Origin of the sequence: Arthrobacter sp. SDTb3-6, assembly GCF_013376095.1 — a bacterium.
Taxonomy (GTDB): domain Bacteria; phylum Actinomycetota; class Actinomycetes; order Actinomycetales; family Micrococcaceae; genus Specibacter.
This window is the reverse complement of the sequence record NZ_JAAMFN010000013.1, coordinates 80519-98128: the sequence shown is the minus strand read 5'-3', so window position 1 is coordinate 98128 and position 17610 is coordinate 80519. Positions and strand designations below refer to the sequence as shown.

General features: G+C 66.9%; 18 protein-coding genes. 7 read left to right on the top strand and 11 right to left on the bottom strand.

Annotation, left to right across the window (positions count from 1 at the left end; all coding sequences use genetic code 11):
* Positions 1-360 precede the first annotated feature (360 nt).
* The gene (locus tag G6035_RS08595; protein ID WP_218063047.1) at positions 361-975 is read right to left on the bottom strand and encodes a hypothetical protein; all 615 of its coding nucleotides are present in this window, start codon (positions 973-975) and stop codon (positions 361-363) included.
* Between the two features lie 1456 nt (positions 976-2431).
* Here G6035_RS08595 and G6035_RS08590 point away from each other — a divergent pair.
* From G6035_RS08590 to G6035_RS08575, 4 genes are all read left to right on the top strand, one after another.
* Positions 2432-2659, top strand: a complete 228-nt coding sequence (locus G6035_RS08590; RefSeq protein WP_176616672.1) for a CsbD family protein — start codon at positions 2432-2434, stop codon at positions 2657-2659.
* Positions 2660-2823: 164 nt separating this feature from the next.
* Positions 2824-3084, top strand: a complete 261-nt coding sequence (locus G6035_RS08585; RefSeq protein ID WP_176616662.1) for a DUF4235 domain-containing protein — start codon at positions 2824-2826, stop codon at positions 3082-3084.
* A gap of 93 nt (positions 3085-3177) precedes the next feature.
* Positions 3178-3843: a PAS and ANTAR domain-containing protein gene (locus G6035_RS08580; RefSeq protein WP_176616661.1), complete on the top strand. Its 666-nt coding sequence runs from the start codon at positions 3178-3180 to the stop codon at positions 3841-3843.
* 549 nt (positions 3844-4392) lie between these two features.
* Positions 4393-5202, top strand: coding sequence for a GAF and ANTAR domain-containing protein (locus tag G6035_RS08575; protein ID WP_176616660.1), 810 nt, complete (start codon positions 4393-4395; stop codon positions 5200-5202).
* A 65-nt stretch (positions 5203-5267) separates the two neighbouring features.
* Here the strand turns inward: G6035_RS08575 and G6035_RS08570 are convergent, their stop codons facing one another.
* Positions 5268-5687, bottom strand: coding sequence for a hypothetical protein (locus G6035_RS08570; protein WP_176616659.1), 420 nt, complete (start codon positions 5685-5687; stop codon positions 5268-5270).
* 1474 nt (positions 5688-7161) lie between these two features.
* On the opposite strand from G6035_RS08570, the gene G6035_RS08565 reads away from it, so the two are divergent.
* Positions 7162-7626, top strand: coding sequence for a hypothetical protein (locus tag G6035_RS08565; RefSeq protein ID WP_176616658.1), 465 nt, complete (start codon positions 7162-7164; stop codon positions 7624-7626).
* Positions 7627-8124: 498 nt separating this feature from the next.
* Entirely contained in the window at positions 8125-8385 is a 261-nt protein-coding gene (locus G6035_RS08560; protein ID WP_176616657.1) for a hypothetical protein, read from the top strand.
* 156 nt (positions 8386-8541) lie between these two features.
* On the opposite strand, the gene G6035_RS08555 is transcribed toward G6035_RS08560, so the two are convergent.
* From G6035_RS08555 to G6035_RS20565, 9 genes are all read right to left on the bottom strand, one after another.
* Entirely contained in the window at positions 8542-9264 is a 723-nt protein-coding gene (locus tag G6035_RS08555; RefSeq protein ID WP_176616656.1) for a glycosyltransferase family 2 protein, read from the bottom strand.
* Positions 9261-10619, bottom strand: coding sequence for a bifunctional PIG-L family deacetylase/class I SAM-dependent methyltransferase (locus G6035_RS08550; RefSeq protein ID WP_176616655.1), 1359 nt, complete (start codon positions 10617-10619; stop codon positions 9261-9263). The genes G6035_RS08555 and G6035_RS08550 overlap by 4 nt, the downstream gene beginning before the upstream one ends.
* Complete coding sequence (locus tag G6035_RS08545) at positions 10613-11731, bottom strand: acyl-CoA dehydrogenase family protein (RefSeq protein ID WP_176616654.1); 1119 nt, start codon at positions 11729-11731, stop codon at positions 10613-10615. The genes G6035_RS08550 and G6035_RS08545 overlap by 7 nt, the downstream gene beginning before the upstream one ends.
* 75 nt (positions 11732-11806) lie before the next feature.
* Positions 11807-12076, bottom strand: a complete 270-nt coding sequence (locus G6035_RS08540) for a hypothetical protein (protein ID WP_176616653.1) — start codon at positions 12074-12076, stop codon at positions 11807-11809.
* A 54-nt stretch (positions 12077-12130) separates the two neighbouring features.
* Positions 12131-12538, bottom strand: a complete 408-nt coding sequence (locus G6035_RS08535; protein WP_176616652.1) for a hypothetical protein — start codon at positions 12536-12538, stop codon at positions 12131-12133.
* Between the two features lie 158 nt (positions 12539-12696).
* Complete coding sequence (locus G6035_RS08530; protein ID WP_176616651.1) at positions 12697-13620, bottom strand: SDR family oxidoreductase; 924 nt, start codon at positions 13618-13620, stop codon at positions 12697-12699.
* The gene (locus tag G6035_RS08525; protein ID WP_176616650.1) at positions 13598-13780 is read right to left on the bottom strand and encodes a hypothetical protein; all 183 of its coding nucleotides are present in this window, start codon (positions 13778-13780) and stop codon (positions 13598-13600) included. The genes G6035_RS08530 and G6035_RS08525 overlap by 23 nt, the downstream gene beginning before the upstream one ends.
* A gap of 145 nt (positions 13781-13925) precedes the next feature.
* Positions 13926-15068 carry a glutamate--cysteine ligase gene (locus G6035_RS08520; RefSeq protein WP_176616649.1) on the bottom strand — a complete coding sequence of 381 codons (1143 nt, stop codon included), beginning with the start codon at positions 15066-15068 and terminating at the stop codon, positions 13926-13928.
* A 285-nt stretch (positions 15069-15353) separates the two neighbouring features.
* Positions 15354-15659: a hypothetical protein gene (locus tag G6035_RS20565; RefSeq protein ID WP_371130930.1), complete on the bottom strand. Its 306-nt coding sequence runs from the start codon at positions 15657-15659 to the stop codon at positions 15354-15356.
* Positions 15660-15791: 132 nt separating this feature from the next.
* On the opposite strand from G6035_RS20565, the gene G6035_RS08515 reads away from it, so the two are divergent.
* Complete coding sequence (locus G6035_RS08515; protein ID WP_176616648.1) at positions 15792-17564, top strand: glycoside hydrolase family 15 protein; 1773 nt, start codon at positions 15792-15794, stop codon at positions 17562-17564.
* The last annotated feature ends 46 nt before the right edge of the window (positions 17565-17610 follow it).

The following is a 17610-nucleotide window of genomic DNA, read 5'->3' as shown; positions in this document are numbered from 1 at the left end:
ACACCTTTCCTCTCCGCCTGCCGGTTGCTGCGCGGTACTCGGCAGGAAATCGGGAGGATGTCCCATGATTGACGGCGTTGAAATCCGATTCAAGCGCCGTCCCTGACCTGGCAGAGCCCTGGATCAGCGCGCTTCAAGCACTTGGACCGGGGACTGTTTTTGAATTGTCGGATTGAAAAACAACACACCACTTGAATTACAAGGCGAAGCGTCGTTTATCTTCGGCTGGGTTCCAAGGCAACGAGCGGGGGCACCGTCGCTGACTAAGCGCATCGCCGAGTGTTCCGCTCCCGGGCAACAGCAACGTATCAGGGTGCCGTCAAAGGCCGGGAGTGTGCTGTTGGGTAATTGTGGCTGATGTTAGAGATGCAGGGTATGGAGTGCTGTCGTCCAGTTTGCCGCAATGGCGTGTTGCGCTGCAGCCAGGCCCACTTGACGTGAGCAGACGGCCCGATGCAGGGCATTCTCAACGGTGTCCTTGGGGTTGTACGTGGACGCCGCCCCGGCCCGGTTCGGTTCCACCCAAAGGTTCGATACGGAATTCGCGCCTCCGAGCTCCAGACTGACCAGGTGGTCGTACTCCAGGGTCCGGCCGGACTTGATACCGTACTGGGACAGACTCGCGGTCTTGAACCGCGCCATGACGGCGGAACCAGGTCGGACCTTCGAGGTGTAGCCGGTCCTGCAGATCGTCGTTCGGATGTTACGCTGCGTCACAGCCGGATCAAAGGCTCCGGGTGTGCATCGGGCATCGGGCAGGTACGCTCCGGCGCGGTGGTTGAGCGTCCGCAAGTGGCAGGATCGGGCGTTTAGATGCAGGTCCGTGACCATGGCCTTGCCGGAATGGACGCGCCGCAGGGCCGGTACCGCGGCTTCGGCCACGCTGGCGGGTCCGAGGATCGCAAGAAGGATGCAAAAGACGCTGACAACGGCGATGGAGCTTGTCAGGAACGCTCGGGTGTTGAGACGGGTCACAAGTTCAAGAGGTACAGCACCGCGATCCGAGGCGCAACAGAGTCTCGACGATTGAACTGGAACCCGTCTCACCATGGGGTGGCCCAGATGATGACGGCTTGCAGGACAGTAGCTGACCGACGCGTTTGGGCAAGAATGCCACACGCCGGTGGCCAGCCCGCGTCATTGTCTTCTGGTATTGAGGCTTCGAGTGACTTTCGTTGCGGCGTTTGTGGACTTCGTTGACGTAGGGGCAGGGCCGCCTGCGGCGGAACCTTTGTGCTTTCGGTTGGCTCTCTTCCCGTCGTTGTCCGGGATGGCGCACTGGATGCCGCGGGAGCGCAGGGAGGACCGGAGTCGTTGACCGTGTTGCCGCAGTCCGCCACCGTGTCGGTGGCGACCGGACCCGGTTCAACGTTGCCAACTGCCGGTCGCCTGCCGCCGCACTCATCGCCACAAACCGGGCATGAACCTCCATGCTGTAACTCGAAGGCGCGTTGCCCAGGGAACCGGAGCCGGTATGCGCGTACACCGTGGCCAACGTGGTACACACGGTCGCGGCCGGATAGTTCCCACCTGGCTTCCCCGCCATCGCCCAGACCTGGTTGGTCGAGCAAGTTCATCGTGTCGTAGCCGTCCCTTGGCCGGCCCCGGCCGGCTCCCCACCGACCGACCCGGTGTGCATCACTTGATGGCCTTGCCCAATGGGCGGTGGGCATTCGCCCGGTACCTGCCGATCCCGGTACCAGCCGGTCCAATATGACACCCTTGGACCTCTTCGACGCCTTCACATGCGCGGCGGCTTCACTGTTTCGTGATTTCCCTGCGCGCAGAAAAGGGCACCTTGTAGCCCACCCATCCAATGCGCCAAGGCACCCGAACATGCGCCAGGGCTTTCGCGGGCACAGCCCAAATGAGGCACACACGGCATTATCGAACAACTACCTTTTATGAGTCTCGCTGCGGTCTTGACGCAGGCCCGCAATCCGGCCATCGTTGTATGCGTTGAGCATATTCCCGCAGTTGGCAGGAGGAAGCATGACGAATCCCAGCACGCCCATTCAGGGCGCACCGTCCTCGAAGAGTCCCGCGATGCACGAGGCAAAGGATCGGCGCCAACTGCTGCCTCCCAAGCCGGACCAGCGCGGCCCGGACCTTGTGCCCTCGACCGGCACTCCCACGGGCGGGTTGAGCGGCTCCCGGAGCCCACCCGATCGTGGCTCCGCATGGGGACAGCTCCCTCCAAGGGCAAACCGGTCCAAATTAAGTGTTCATCTATCCGTTCGATGAGGTTCGACGCCGTCGTGCCGGCCGGGCCGGGGCACGCGCCTCCGGGATCCGCGAAAGAATTCCGGCACGCAGGAACGCTCGGAGGGTCGGCAGGGCGGTTGGGGCGGTGGCGGATGGTTGTCACGGTTTAATCAGGGTCACGAAGCGCAGGCTCACGTGACCGTAGGCACAAACAAGGAGGAATGTGATGGGTCTGGGCGACAAGTTTGATGCAGCGAAGGACAAGGTGGCCGGCAAGGCCAAGGAAACCATCGGCAAGGCGACCGATGACAATTCCATGGTCGTCGAGGGCAAGACGGACCAAGTCAAGGGAACCGTGAAGGACAAGGTTGCCGACCTCAAGGCCCACCTCCACGAGGACGCGGACAACCTTAATAAGGACGACACCGAAGGCGGGGCAGCCGGTCCGCAGTAGCGTGCAGTTGCGCAGGGGTGGACGGTGAATCAGTGGCCGCCCGCACCCTGTTCCCCACTCCGCCGGGCCGGCAGTCGCGCGGCAAAGCCGCGGCTGCCTGCCCGGCCGGTGTCGGCAGGGAATCCCGGAGGAAACAATGACCCATGGGAAATGGAGACAGTGCCATGACAATCTTGATCAAGGTCCTGAGCATGGGCGCCGCCTTGGCGGCAGGCGCAGCCGTTCGCAAGGCCCTGGAAGCCGGATGGCGGAAGGGCGCCGGGACCGAACCTCCCAAGGACGCCGGAAACCTCAAGAATCCTCTGCCGGGCGTCATTGCCTTCGCGCTGGCCACCGCGGTCTCGGGCGCCGTCATCCAGGTGGTGACGAAGCGGCTTGGGCGGAAGGCCATCCTCCGGCTCGAGCGGGGTGCCGCCGACGGGTAGGACACGATGCGGTGATGTGTGAAAGACCAGGGGCCGGCAGCATTGATGGGTCGCCCCTCGCAGCCAAGTTTGAGTCAGAAAGGAGCGTGCGTCATGCGCAAAGTGGAGTCATTGGTCACCGGGTCCCGCGTGCTGACCGGACGGAACCATACTTTTTCCTATGTTCTCCCGCCAGGTGACGGCTTCGCTGTCGGGAATTTTCGGTTCGATGTGGACTCCGGGGCCTGGAACTGGTCCCACGGCGCCTTCACCATACATGGATTTGAGCCCGGCGACGTGGTCCCGACCATGGGCTTGGTCCTGGCGCACAAGCATCCCGCGGACCGGGATGAGTTCGAGCGGATTTTCCGCCGCGTCATGACGGACGGCGGAACCATGGTCAGCCATCACCGGATCATTGACGGGCATGGCCGGACACGCCGGGTCATCATGGTCGGCCAAGGCGTGGAGGATGCCGCCGGCCGGATATGTGCCGTCGACGGGCACTTCATCGACCTGACGCGAATCATGGAAGCTGAAACGGCAGCCGGCGCCGATGCGGCGGTACAACGGGCCGTGGAGAAGCGCCACTTCATTGAGCAGGCCAAGGGCATTCTGATGGGACGGCACCGAATTGACGCGGAAGCGGCCTTCGGCATGCTGGCGCAGGTCTCGCAACACTCGCACAGGAAGCTTCGCGACGTTGCGGTGGACCTGGTGGCTTCGGTGGTCCAGGAAGGTGGCTGCCCCGAACTGCCCGGGACGCCGGGCCGGGGCTGACGTCCGGTACCGGAGCGGGGCGGGCCCGGTTTCCCGACGGCGCAGACGGCGGCCTCGGGTGCTGCTGCCGAAGCTGCGCCGCGGGACGCTGTGGGCGTCATGCTTCCGGCACGGGTGCTTCGAGCCGTGTCGGGTCCGGCAGCTGCCGAGGCCCCCGGCCGCCCTTTTCCGTCCACCTCGCGAACCTCTTCCTCAACGCAGTCACGACCTGCTTGGCTGTTCGATGCCGGCCAGACCGGTTTTAGCGTCAAGGCTGCCTGGAACCTGCTCCGCCGTCGCGCTGGACGGCAGGTGGAATGCGCGGAAGGGAAGAAGGGGGCGCTCCCCGGCCGGGCCGGGGAACCGACGGCGAGGTGCCCAAGTGTGGCTTCCGTTCCCGGTTCTGCGGCGTGCTGGCCTAGGGGGCGTAGACTGCGGGCAGGTCTTCAAGCAGCGGGGGCCCGCGACTGCATGCAGTCCCCGGCCTGCGGAGGTCCCTCCGTCCGCGCCGGGTGTGCAAGCGCGGGCCGGCATTCCTGAAGTCCACCCAAGCCTGACAAAGGAATGCTGATGTCAACGAGAGTTTCTGACGACGAACACCCGGACTTTGACCCGGAAGGGGGACTTGAAGGCTTTCAAGGGCAGGACGCGCTCCTCTCCGCGGTCACGGTTTCTGAGCAGCTGCAGGATCTGGTCCTTGACAGCGGGGACGTGGGTGAATTTCTTCGGGAACTGTGCGTCTATTCGGCGGCCCTGGCTTCCGCGGATGGCGACGAACCCATGGATTGTGCCGTGACCCTGTACCGGCGTCGGCGGGCGCTGACGGGAGGGGGGAACACAGACAAGGCACGGATGCTCAATGAGATTCAGGCACGCATGGGTGAGGGTCCTTGCCTGACGGCACTGGTGGAGCAGCACACGGTGGTGGTTGACGAAACGCGGACGGACCTGCGCTGGCCGGAATATGCCGCGGCCCTGGTTAAGGAAAACGTCTACAGTGTCCTGGCCGTTCCGCTCGTTCTGGAACAAGGGGCGGCTGCTTCGATCAACTTTTTCTCCTCCACACCATTTGCCTTCACGGCGGGAATCGTGGCGAGCGCCGAACAGTACGCGGCACAGGCCCAAAAGGCGCTGCGCCTGGCTGTGCGCATCGGCAGCAAGCAGCAGATTGCCGAGGATCTCCAGGAAGCCATGAAATCGCGCACGGCCATTGATCTGGCGGTCGGTGTCATCATGGGGCAGCAGCGCTGTTCCCAGTCTGCTGCCTTCGAACTCCTGAGTCGGGCATCGTCGTCGCGGAACCAGAAGTTGCGCGAAGTGGCCGAAGCTCTCCTGGCAAACATCACCAAGTCCACGGTGGCAACGCACTTCGAGGAATGACCTGCAGGCCTGTCCCGCGGGTACACCGGCCGGGACGGGCAGCACGCGTGGGCCGGCTGCTGGTCCTAGTCCGCCGGTATGGACATTTGAAAGCCGCACTGGCAGCGCAGGACCACACTCGGAAACGTCGCCTTCACATCCGCAGGTTCCCCGTCCCGCGGGTGGCGGGTGGAGAAGCGGATCTCGCCTTTTTCCATCGGTTCGCCGCAATGGATGTAGTAGCGGCCGAAATGCAGGACTCCCGCACGGCCTGGCTGGTTGGCCAGAAGCTTGGCGACGTCTTGGACCGATGCATCGTGCGCGAAAAACGCACCACAGCTCCGGCATTCGTATTCCAGGGAGACCAGGCCGCTTGTCCGTGGAATGTGCGGCTGGATGGATTCAACAATCAGGTATTCGTCGGTTTCGCAGTTTGTGCACGTGAGCGACGATTCCGCCCGGCCCTTGTGATCGCCGCTGGCATGTATGGAGTGGTTGGCAGGCATCGAATCTTCTCCTGGAATGGAGGATTGCTATCAACGCGCCGGACCAGCCACGGCGGCCAGCCGGAATTCCGGCTTCCACACATGCCTGCCAGGGGCATCGATTGGGTGACAGGGCACCCTGCCGTTTGCTTAGGCCGTCGAGTGTAGTCTTCGATAGCTTCGTTTCCTTGTCAAGCACCGTCCCATTCCTTGAACGTTGTCGGAGTACCGGCACCTGCGCCACGCCCGCCACTTCGGCCGCCCTCGCCGACATGGCCTGCGCATACTACCGGCGCTCCCAACCCGGGTGGTTCCGTGCACATGCGTCGCCTGAAGAAGCGATCGAGGCCTTTCCTGCTCGATTGGCCGAAGAAGCGGATGCCAGGGTTTGCAACTTTTACCGGAGCAAAATCCTGGCCTGGGCCCCAGGCCCAGGGTGTGTCGTCCAACCCATCCCCGTCGCCCATCGCCGGCTGCTGCACGAATGGGGGGGCGCCTACAGGGGAACCGGAAATACGTGACCTGTTGGCTGCACAGCTTGGCGGATGTTTGCGACCGCGGCCCATCTGCTGTCCACGGTAACCGATGGCCAGGTTGCCTCGTGGGAAAGCCCGAAGACGCCCACTGCGAGTGATGCCCACCAGCCCATTTGGCGCTGTCGGAACCCGGGGGCTCGGAGGATGCGAAGATTCTGCCGCCGCGGAACCGGCACGGGCCACCAGTGCCGGCCCTGTGACAGGGGCGCTCCGGGGCACCGTCACACCAGCAGAGGGGCCGTCACCGCCGCAGCCACTGTCGTAGGGACCAGGTGCCCGTCACCGGCCGGCGTCCCGTCCACCGTCCAGCCGGGGGCCGGGACGAGGCCACGTTACCCGCGGTCCACGATCGCGTGAACTGCGCCCCTCGGAACCGCCGAATTGACTTCGGCGCAAGATGTCGACCCAGTGGAGAATTTTTCCCGGTGTACGCGTGGAGACAATAATCAGCGGGGGACTCTCATGTTGCCCACTTGGCCTTGTTTTTGAACCGCCTGGTTTTATAGGCTGAAACATGGTCCATTGGAGCGCCCGCGAATTGGTGATTGCCGGCGCTCCGATGGAATTTTGGCCTTTGGCGTGCACGCGTTTTACCCGCCTGCTGCAGGCCTGCAACCGCGAACCTGCCAGGCCGTCAACGGGTGGGCTGGCGGACGCGGCATATCCATCCGGCCAGCTGCCATTGTGGCTGGACGGCGTTCCTGGGGGCACTCCTGCGGGCTCGTGCGTTGCAGCAGGGGCGGCCCCAAAAAATGGGAGTCATTCTGGCCCGACGGTCCGAACGTCCGGTCCCGGCATGGGCCGCGGTGTACCGATCCGCGAAGTTCCCGTCCGCCGGCACGGCATCCCCACCCGCAAGTCCATGCACGAACATCTCGGCTGCGCTGGGACTGGGCTGGCATCCAGCGAGGTGCGACCCGGTCCAGCTGCAAGGCAGGATCTGGAAGGAAAGGCAGACAATGTCCACGATTCAATGGGTTTTGACCATTATTGGCATCATCGTCTTGTTGATCATCATTGCAGTGGTGGCCGCCGCCGTGCGCAGGCGGAGCCGTCGTCACGTGGAGGAACAGCGTGAGAGAGACCGGGAGCAGGCTGCCGAGATGCGGATGGAAGCCAAGGAAGCCGAGCTGAACGCACGAGCGGCGCAGGTCGAGGCTGTCCGCACCGAGGCAGAAGCGGACCAGGCACAGATCGACGCCGAACGGCTGAGGATGCAGGCCGAGGAGCGGCGCACCGCGGCCGATGACCAGGCTGCACAGTCCGTTGAAGGACGCCGCCGCGCCGATGCCGTTGACCCTGACGTGGACCAGGCAGCGGTGGACTTGCCTACCGCCGGGCCGGACGGCGTGGCTTCTCATGATGTTGACAGCCGCCGCGGAGACGGCCGGCTGCCGGGCCAGGACACCGGGAATCCAGGCTGAGGCAGGGTGGGACGGTTCCTTCCGCACCCCTCCCGGGCGGACTGCCAAGGCTACTCGGGCCTGCACCCTGACGACGGCGGACGCCAGAGCCCCTTCTACATGCTTGGGCAGGGCGCGTAAGCGGCCGAAGGGCTCCGCAGCAAGGAACCGGGGACGGCGGCATCATCCGGCGCGTCGCAGGACGTGGGGCTAGCCAGGCTACGGCCCGGGGCCGGCGCATCACCGCCGCGAAGACCCTCATGCGGTACGACAGCCATACCATTCCGCGGGCCTGGGCGCACGCGGGTTCACCTCGCACGCCAATGCGCACATCCACGCCACCGGACTGGATGCCGCAGGGCGAACCCAGTACATTTGCCAACCCCACATTCGGGACATCCGTGACGGCGAGAAGCACCTCCGGTCACGGGCCTGCGCACGGCGGTTGCCGGCCATGCGCAGGATCGTCTCGCGTGATTTGGAACCCTAATTTGGAACAAGGAGTCGCCGGCCGCCGTCGTGACCCGGCAGCCGGCGTCCGGCCCATCGACCGGGTCCGCCTTCGAGTCGGCGGGGCGGCAAAAATGGCGTGGGATTTCCAGCGCCGACGTCAATGGCAACTGGGGTGGCATCGCCGGAAACGAATTCACCGCAAAGGACTTCCGCACCCGGCAGCGCACGGCCGGGGCGGCACCTTCGCCGGCCTGCTCCTTCCGCTCCGGCGCCGCATCCCTCGGGGCCGTGACCGCAGCCGGCCGCGAGGCCGGGGAATGGCTGTAAAACATCCCGGCCAGGGCCGGGGATTCATGGGTGAATCCCCGCGTCATTGGGCCGGTTGAACAGGATTCGTCGCCGCGCCGGACGCCAAAGGGACCGCGCAGTCCTGCCGATCCGGCCCGTCAATACGGCGCCGTAGCGGGGGCTGCGGTCCTGCCGTCAGGGCGCCCGGGAGGGCTCCCTGCCCGGGTCCAACGCTGCCAGGAAGGCCGCGAAGCCGCCGTCGAGGCGTCCGTGCCGCCGGCCGGAGGTGGTGACGCGGCACGAATCCGTGGCAACAACGGCATGGCCCCTGGCGCGTGCCAGGGCTACGAAGTCCCTGTCCTCATGCAGGGCCTGGTCGGCAAAGCCGCCCAGCGCCTCAAACACGTCGGCGCGGAACCCCATGTTGGCCCCATGAACATGCGGATGCCCCTCGCCCAGGTCATGGCAGGCGAACCACTGTGCCAGGGCGTGACGGCCCAGGTCGGCGGCGGCGGGCTCGACTGTGCCGGTCAAAACATCTGCGCCGCCCGTGGCGAACGCATGGTGGCGCACCAGCCACTCGACCGGGACGGTGCTGTCCGCGTCGGTAGTGGCGATCCAAAGTTGCGACGGCGGGACGCGCGCCAGGGCCAGGGCGGCAGCCACGCCGGCGTTCCGTGCGCCGCCAACCCGTCCGGCACATACGGTGCCCACGCGCACCGTGGGGTGGGCCGCCAGGATTTGGGCTGAATGGTCGGTGGTGCTGTCCAGTACCACCGTGAGCGAGGCCAACACCTCGGGGAGCAGACCGGTGAAGCGCTGGATGGCGGAGTTGAGGGCTTCGAGCGTTCGCGGCAGCAACAGGGCCTCGTTCCGCGACGGCACGACGACGGCGATCTCCCGGATGGCCCTCGTCATGGTAGCGCCCGGATGCGGAACGTCTCGAGGACAAAGTCGTCTTCCGAGTAGCTGCCGGCCAAGGCCAGCCGTGGATCTGCCCGCAACAGGCGGTGGACGTCGGCACCGTCCAGCGGCCACCCGGAGATGGGATGGCGCCAGTGGCACGCTGCCAGGACACCGTCCGGCAGCGTCGATGCGGCCACGTGGTCGAGGAGGCGGCCCAGGCCTGTTTCGGAGAAGTAGTAGCCGGTTTCGGAGAGGACGAACAAATCGAAACGTCCCTCCGGCCAGTCCCCGGGAAGGAGCGCCTCCACGATGTCGGCATTCGACAGGGCAGCCGTGCGGCCCCTGGCGGTGGCGACAGCCTCGGGGCTGGCGTCGACGCCCAGAACGTGTGCGCACCGCAGCGCCAGATCGGCCGTCAGCGCCCCTGTTGAGCAGCCAAGTTCAAGGGCGGACTCAAAGCGTTCCCGGGGCAGCACGGCCAACAGGAGCGAGCGCTTCCGTTGTTCATACCAGGAACCGGGAGCCCAGGGTTCGGCGCCGCAGGCGTGGACGGCGTCGAATTGTGTCCGCAGCCAGCCGGGGTAGGCGGGGCCTTCGCGCGTGAAATGCCCTGCCGTGTCGATGAACGTCTCGAAGGGGCGGTGGAAGTGTGAAAGCACGCCCGGGCCGAGCAGGGGTTCGTCGCCGGATGCGGCGGACAGAGGCGCGATTTGGCTGGTGTGGCCCTGGATTGCCGCGGCCTTGGCTGCTTGTTGCTGCCTGGTCAGGTCGAGCCGGCGGAGCGCGGGCCACGGAACCTGCCCGTGGGCCGGAGTGCCCCAGTGCCACAGCCATATCGGGTACTCCAGCAGCAGGCTGTTGGTGGCCCGTGCGGCCCTGGCCGCGGCGGAACCTGCCGCGTCGTGGTCCGTGTGGCCGTCACCTGACCACGGTGCAACGATCAGGGTGCCGTGGCTGCCGGACACGGCGGCGATGATCTCACTTTCCAGTGCCTTTCGTTGTGCGTGGACGCCGCCGTCGGGGATGTCGAGGAAACGGTGCACCGCGGCCGGGGCAACAGCCGCCAGGGCCTTTCGCAGCTCGACGGCGCGGACAGCTGCGAGGTCTTCCGGGGTGTGCGTGGGGGAGTGGGGGTGTGAATTTTCACCCCACGTTGCCACCAGCACCTCGATCGGCACCTGGTGCGCGGCTGCGTGCTGGAGCAGGCCGGCCGCGCCGAGCGTCTCGTCGTCGGGGTGCGCCGCGAGGACCACCAGCTTCGGCACTTCCGCCCAGTCAATGGCCAGCCCCAACATCCGTGCGATGCGCGGACTGCCGAGCCATTCGGACTCGGCAGTCGTGGGCTGGTCGTGCGTGAAGGCTACCATGGCGGGGTTCCCGCCCCTATGGCGGCCAGGATCATGGCCCCGTGCGCGGCGACAGAGCGTTCAGCGTGGTCCTGGCGCATATACAGTTCAAGGTCCGCCACGCGCTGTGCGTGCCCTTGCTCGAACGCCAGGGGTTCCGGGCCCATTCCATGCGCCGCGACGGCCTTGACGGTCTCCGCCGCGCCGACGGCCGCGGCCCGCACCCGGCCCGCGGCGAGGGCGGCGTCGCGCGACGCTTCTCCCATGGGCGCATCCATGCTGTCGGCGAGGCCGGCCGCCGACTGGAATACGGAGCGGGCCGCCCACAGGGCCTGGTCGGCACGGCCCAGGTGCCACAGGGCGATCTGGTCCGGTTTCCGCGAACGGCAATGTTGGAGGAGGCGCCGCGCAAGCGAGGTCGCTGCCCCCTGCCAGACCGCAGCGACGCCGGCTCCGCCCCAGGAAAAGCCGGGCCGTTGGACGTACCAGCCGGGCCTGCCCACGGGAAGTGCACGAACCCCGGTCAATGACAGGCGCCGGCTGGGCACCCGCGGCAGGCCCAGTGCCGTCCATGGCGGGCCCGAGCTCGCCACCCCAGGGTCACGCAGGTCAATGGCGAACAGCCTTGCGCCGTCGTCGGCTTGCGCCGTGATGAGCGCATGGCTGAGGCTGTCCGCGAGTGAGCACCACGGCTTTTCCCCGTCCAGCTGCCACGTGCCCGCATTTTGCCTGGCGAGCAGTTGGGGCCCCGGACCCTGCGCCGCGTATACGCCCCAAGTCCTGCCGTCGGCGTGCAGTTCCGCGCAGCCGGCCTCGGCCAGGATGGCGAGGGCATCCAGGTGCGGCTCGACAATGCGGGCCGCGGTGAGGTCGGCAGCGCCCAGTGTTGCCAACAACTGCCAACGCCCGAGCGTGTTTCCACGCTGGGGCAGTGCTGCGGTGCGGCCCAGGCTGCGGGCCAATTCCAGCATGCGGTCCACGTCCCCCTGGCAGGACAGCGCGGCGGTGTGGCTCGCATCCAGCGCCGCCATGACGGCGGGCGGCGGCGCCGCGCCCGCGTCCAATCGGACGCCCAGGGACGTAGGGGTGTGTGCCTCATGCGGTTCGTTTGGTGCCGGGGTCGGGACAATCACGGGAGCTGCTCCTCATGGTGGAAGTGAATGCTGACGGACAGCCGGTGCGGGCGGTGCCATGGACCTCTGGGGCCGCTACTCTCCGGCTGCCTCCCCTGGAGGCTCAGAGGAGAAGGACTCCCGTTCCCGCCGTGTGGGACCGGCGTTGTCCCCGTCGAGCGGGGCGTCCGTTGAAGGCGCTTCCGCCTCCGGTGGCGGCCCCCACGGCGTCGGATCCGCGGACCCCGCGTCTGTCGCGCCGCCTGGCGGGACCTCGCTTTCGGGGGTGGGCGCGCCGTAGCCCGACTCCTCGGGTGCACGGGGCTGCGTCGGTTCGCTGCCGTTGGTCTCGTCGTTTGTGTTCACTGCCTGCTCCTCGATCGTTGTGGAATCTTGTCTTTTGGTTGTTCGAGCCGGCCACTACTGCGAGGGGCCGGAAGGAAGGGCCCCGCCTTCGTCGCTCCAGTCCTGGCCGAGGTCGTCGTTCAGGGCCGGGTCCGACTCGACGTCCGGGGCATGGTCAATTCCGCGGGGCTGGGGTGCCGTGCCGGACGCCGCGGTGGTCTGCACGGTTGCAGGGCCGCCGGCATTTTCCATTGCCTGATCGGGGCCGGTGAACTTGCCAATCACCCGGGTTCCCAGCTTGGCGGCCCCCTCTTTCAGGGTTTCCCCCACTTGGGTGACGGTGTCCTGCACCTTCGCCGTTTCCCACAGGGAACGGGCAGTGATTTTAAGGTTGTCAAGGTTTTCGTAACCACGGCGCCCGGCCCTTGTGCCCAGCACATACCCTGTGCCCAGCCCCGCAATGAATGCCAGTTTCACTTTCATGGACAGCTCCTTGCCTTAAATCGTTCAATTGCCGGAAAGTGTCTCCCCGGGGACCTTCGGTTTCACCCCGGCCACACGGACCTGAAAAGCGCCGCCCGGGAGCCTGTGCCCGCCCGCAGGAGTCGCTTCCGCGCGCTGGCAGCGGCTTCCGGGCGTCCTCATCCCAAGTAGCGCCCGCCGGTGACGCCGATGACGGTGCCGGAGACATAGGTGCTGGACGGGTCCGCCAGGTAGACGTAGGCCCCGGCGAGTTCGGCCGGTTGGCCGGCCCGCCCCAACGGCGTGTCGTGCCCGAAGTTCCTGATCTTTTCCACGGGTTGCGTGGGCGGTTGGAGGGGGGTCCAGATGGGCCCCGGGGCGACGGCGTTGACCCGGATGCCCCGTTCACCCAGGGAACCGGCCAAGGAATGGGTGAGGCTGACGATGGCCGCCTTTGTCGCCGCGTAGTCAAGCAGCGTGGACGACGGGTGATAGCCCTGGATTGACGTTGTGTTGATGATCGATGCACCGGGGTGAAGGTGCGCCAGTGCTGCCTTGGCCAGCCACAGGAGTGAATACACGTTGGTTTCAAAAGTCCGCTCCAGTTGGCTTGTTTCCAGGTTTTCCAGGGAATCGACCGACATTTGGAAGCCGGCGTTGTTCACGAGAATGTCGAGTCTGCCGAGGGTTTCCACCGTTTGGGCGACGGCGTCCTGGCAGAATGACTCGTGCCGCAGGTCTCCTGGCAGGGCCAGCGCCCGCTGGCCGGCGTCCTCGACCAGTTGCACGGTTTGCGCGGCGTCGCTGTCTTCCTCTGGAAGGTGGGTGAAGGCGACGTCGGCTCCTTCCCGCGCGTAGGCGATGGCGACGGCCCGCCCGATTCCCGAGTCGGCTCCCGTAATCAGGGCGGCCAGTCCGTCCAGGCGGTGGTTGCCGTGGTAGCTGCCTTCGCCGTGGTCCGGGACAGGGTCCATGGCCCCGGTCCAGCCGGGATAGTCCTGCTGTTGGCCGGGAAAGCGTTCGCTGGCGTAGGCCGTGCGCGGGTCGGTGAGCGGAGCGTGACCACCCGACGCCGGAATGTCACTTGTTGGTGGCAGGGACATGGGGACTCCTTTCACTGGTGGCCCCGGTGGCGCCCGTGCCGGGCCAAATGACGCGCGCCGCCTCGAAGGGGTCGCCGTAGTCCCAGGCCGGGTCTTCACGGTTGGGGCGCAGACGCGGGCCGGAGGAGGTGTGGGAAGGGCTGTCTGGGGATTTCGACATCACGGGATCCTTGATGTTCACGAATTTTCGTGTGCGAGTCGCTGAAAAGCACTCTGCAGCCGGCTGCTCGACCCCCGGCGGAAACCGCCGATAGACCACACTCTAGCGGGGAGCCGCGGCTCCTGCCACCCCCTCCGTGCGACCTTCAGGACGCTTCCGGTGCCTTCGGTCCTTGACCGGGACGCCCGCCCTGGGTCTCGCCGATGGCTGCCAGAACGACTTCGGCCCGGTCCACGTGCCGGGCAAATTCTCGGCGTTGCCAGTCCGCACCGGTGCCGCGCGTAAGGCTGCGGTGGAGCAGGTGCCGGATCCGGGTTCCTTCGCTGCCCGGGCCCAGGGCGGCGGACAGGTGCGACAGCAGGCCCGCGGCGACCTGTGCTGCCGGAACGGGGCGAAAGGAACTGGGGTCCAAAAGTTCGCTGCCGAGTCCGTTCCGTGCGGCCAGCCACATTGCCGCGCGCAGGAGCGCTTCCGGGACCGCCGGCGGCGCGACGTCCGCGCGCCACTGTGCGGCGGCCGTCTCCACGAGTGCCCGTGCGAGGCCGGCGAGCACTTCCGCTGTTGCCACGTCGAGGCATACGTCGGCGACGCGGATTTCCACTGTCGGAAAATGCCGCGACAGCCGGGCGTCAAAGTAGACCATGCCCGGATCCAGCAGTACTCCGGTGTCCAGCAGGCTGTCCACCAGGCGCCCATAGGCGCGTGCGGAGCCGAAGATCGGTGTGGGGCCCGTTGTCGGCCAGCGGTTCCAGACCCTGGAGCGGAAACTCGAATAGCCCGTGTCGTTGCCGTTCCAGTAGGGCGAATTGGCACTCAGGGCCAGTAGGAACGGCAACCATATGCGGATGCGGTCGAGCACGCCCACGCCCTCGTCGTCGGAAGCAACCTCCACATGGATGTGCATCCCGCACGTCAACTGCTCGGCTGCCACGAGCCCGTGCAGGTCCGCCATCCGCCGGTACCGCGGGGTGGTGCGCAGATGCGGGGTGGCTGGCAGCGGGGAGGTGGCCAGGACGGCAATCCGGGCCCCGCCGGCCTGCGCAGCGGCATCAGCGGCGGCCCGGCCCGCGCGCAGCTGGTCGGCCAGCACCGCCAAGGTCCCGCAGGGGTCCGTGGAGACCTCAAGCTGCTCCAGCTGCAATTCGCCGGTGACGCGTGCCCCCGCGCCGGCGGGCTGCCAATCCCGTTCCGTGGCCGGCATCGTCAGGACAGCAGAGGCCGCCGGCACAGGGCAGCGAGTGAGGGGATCCACGAGGAGAAATTCCTCCTCAACTCCGAACGTGCGCATCGCGGTCCCGCCATTCCCGAAGTATCCGCATGGAACCGCTGAAGTGGTGTGGGGCGGTCAACGGCGTGGCCGGGCCCGTCCTGCTTAGAGGGTAGGCCCGCCATGGTCGCTTGTCCATGCTTTATTGTCCGCGGTGTCCAGTCTTCCCGGACCCTGTCATGTTCGACGCGCAAGCCGGGCCGGACGGTATGCCGACGCCGCCGGACCTGGCGCCCTTCCCCCCGCCATAACGTCTGTTGGTGTGATTGGCCATGAGGCGTTCGAGCCACAGCTTCCGGCTGAAATTCATGGCTGGCTCACAGGGCTGCGCAACGGCGGGTTCCGGGCGTGCCAGGCGGGGCGCCTGGCAGCGTCCGTACCGGCCGGGGAACCGCAGTGTGGTCCAGCCGTGCGGGCAAGGACGAGGCCACGTCGCCCCAGCTGCGGGGCGGCCGCCCGGGGACGGGACCTTCCCCGCGCCGGGTATGGGGCCGCGGTGGTTTTATTCGCGTTGTTCTGGCTCCAGTCCACAACCACCTTCCTGGCCTGCAGCTCGCTGCGCATCCGCGAAATGACCGGTTCGGGGTGGTCCTCTTCCAACGCACGCTGCATTCGGCCAATCCGGCCCAGCCAGGTCAGTGTCGCCAGGTCGTTGACGGGCGGTTACACGTGGGAGTGGTCCATGTGCTTTTGGGTGGTGCGGGGATGCTGGCCGCCGCGTTGCCCAGAGTTTAGACTCGCAGCATGTTGCACGATTCGAATGAACCCTTCCCGCCCCACGTGCTGCGCGAGTACGCCATGCTCGCTGACGGTGAACGGGGGGCGCTTCTTGGCCCGCGCGGCGACGTGGTGTGGATGTGCGCGCCGCGCTGGCACAGCGGAGCGGTGTTCTCGGCCCTGATCGGCGGGCCGGGGGTATTTGGTGTGACTCCCACGGATCTGCACTCCGTCTGGGGCGGCAGTTACGAGGACGGGACGCTCATCTGGAACAGCCGCTGGACCACGAATGCCGGCCAGATCGGATGCCGCGAGGCCCTCATGTACCCGGGCGAGCCAGAGCGGGCCGTCATCCTTCGCCGCATCCGCGGCGTGGCGGGTCCGGCGCGCGTCAGGGTGGTGTTGGACGCCCGTGCCAACTTCGGCCGGCACCGGATGACCCGCCTGTCATTGTCCGAGGGGGTATGGACGGCGCGGTCTGGGGACCTGCGCATCCGCCTCACCGGGGCGGCGGGGGCCCGGATCGACGACGGCGTGTTGTCGATGGAGGTTGATGTTGAGGAAGGCGCGGAACACGACCTGGTGCTGGAAGTGTCCTCGGTGCGCCTTCCACGCACCCCGCCGGATCCGGACGCGTCCTGGATTGCGACCGAGGAAGCCTGGCGGAAGGCCGTCCCGGGCATGGGCAACACCATCGCGCCCGACGATGCGCGCCAGTCATATGCCGTCCTGCGGGGGATGACCGGGGCGGATGGTGCCATGGTGGCCGCGGCGACGATGGGACTGCCTGAGCGGGCCAACGCGAACCGCAACTACGACTACCGCTACGCCTGGATCCGCGACCAGTGCTTCGCCGGCGAGGCCGCGGCCGCCTGTGGCGCCCTTGATTTGTTGGATGATGCTGTACGCTTCGTGACCGGAAGGCTGCTCGCCGACGGCCCCCGGATGAAACCGGCCTACACGGTTGACTGTGGCAGGGTTCCCGATGAAGTCGAACTGGGGCTGCCCGGCTACCCGGGAGGTTCCAGCAAGGTGGGCAACTGGGTCAACAAACAATTCCAGCTTGACGCCTTCGGGGAGTGCCTGCTGCTCTTTGCGGCCGCCGCCGGGCTCGACCGGCTGGAACTGGACCATTGGCGCGCGGTTGAGACGTGCATAGCCGCGATAGAGGAGCGCTGGCGGGAGCCGGACGCCGGGATCTGGGAGCTGGACAACCGGAGGTGGGCGCATTCGCGGCTGATTTGCGTGGCCGGGCTGCGTGCCATCGCGAGGCACGCGCCTGCCGCCCAGGGTTCACAGTGGGCTGTTTTGGCGGACGTGATCGCCGCCGACGTGTCCGAGGATTGTCTCCACCCGACCGGTCGGTGGCAGCGGGCGCCCGGGGATGAGCGGGTGGACGGTTCGTTGCTTATGCCGATTGTTCGCGGGGCCCTGACGCCCGACGACGTCCGCAGCGCGGTGACGCTCTCTGCCATCCATCGCGAGCTGGGCAGGCAGGGGTTCCTGTACCGCTTCAGCCAGGACGCCCGGCCGCTGGCCGACGCCGAGGGCGCGTTTCTGCTGTGTGGTTTCACCATGGCGACCGCGCTGCACCTCCACGGGGAGGAAAAGGAAGCGGTTCGTTGGTTCGAACGGAACCGTGCGGCCTGCGGTTCGCCGGGCCTGTTTACGGAGGAATACGACATCGAGCAGCGCCAGCTGCGCGGCAACTTCCCGCAGGGCTTTGTCCATGCGGCCATGTTGGAAGCCTCCCGGCGCCTTGCCGAACCGGGAGGCGGGCATGCCCCGATCGACATCTGACCAGGCCCGGTCCGGGGGAAGCGGCACCTCTGGGCCGGAATGAGGG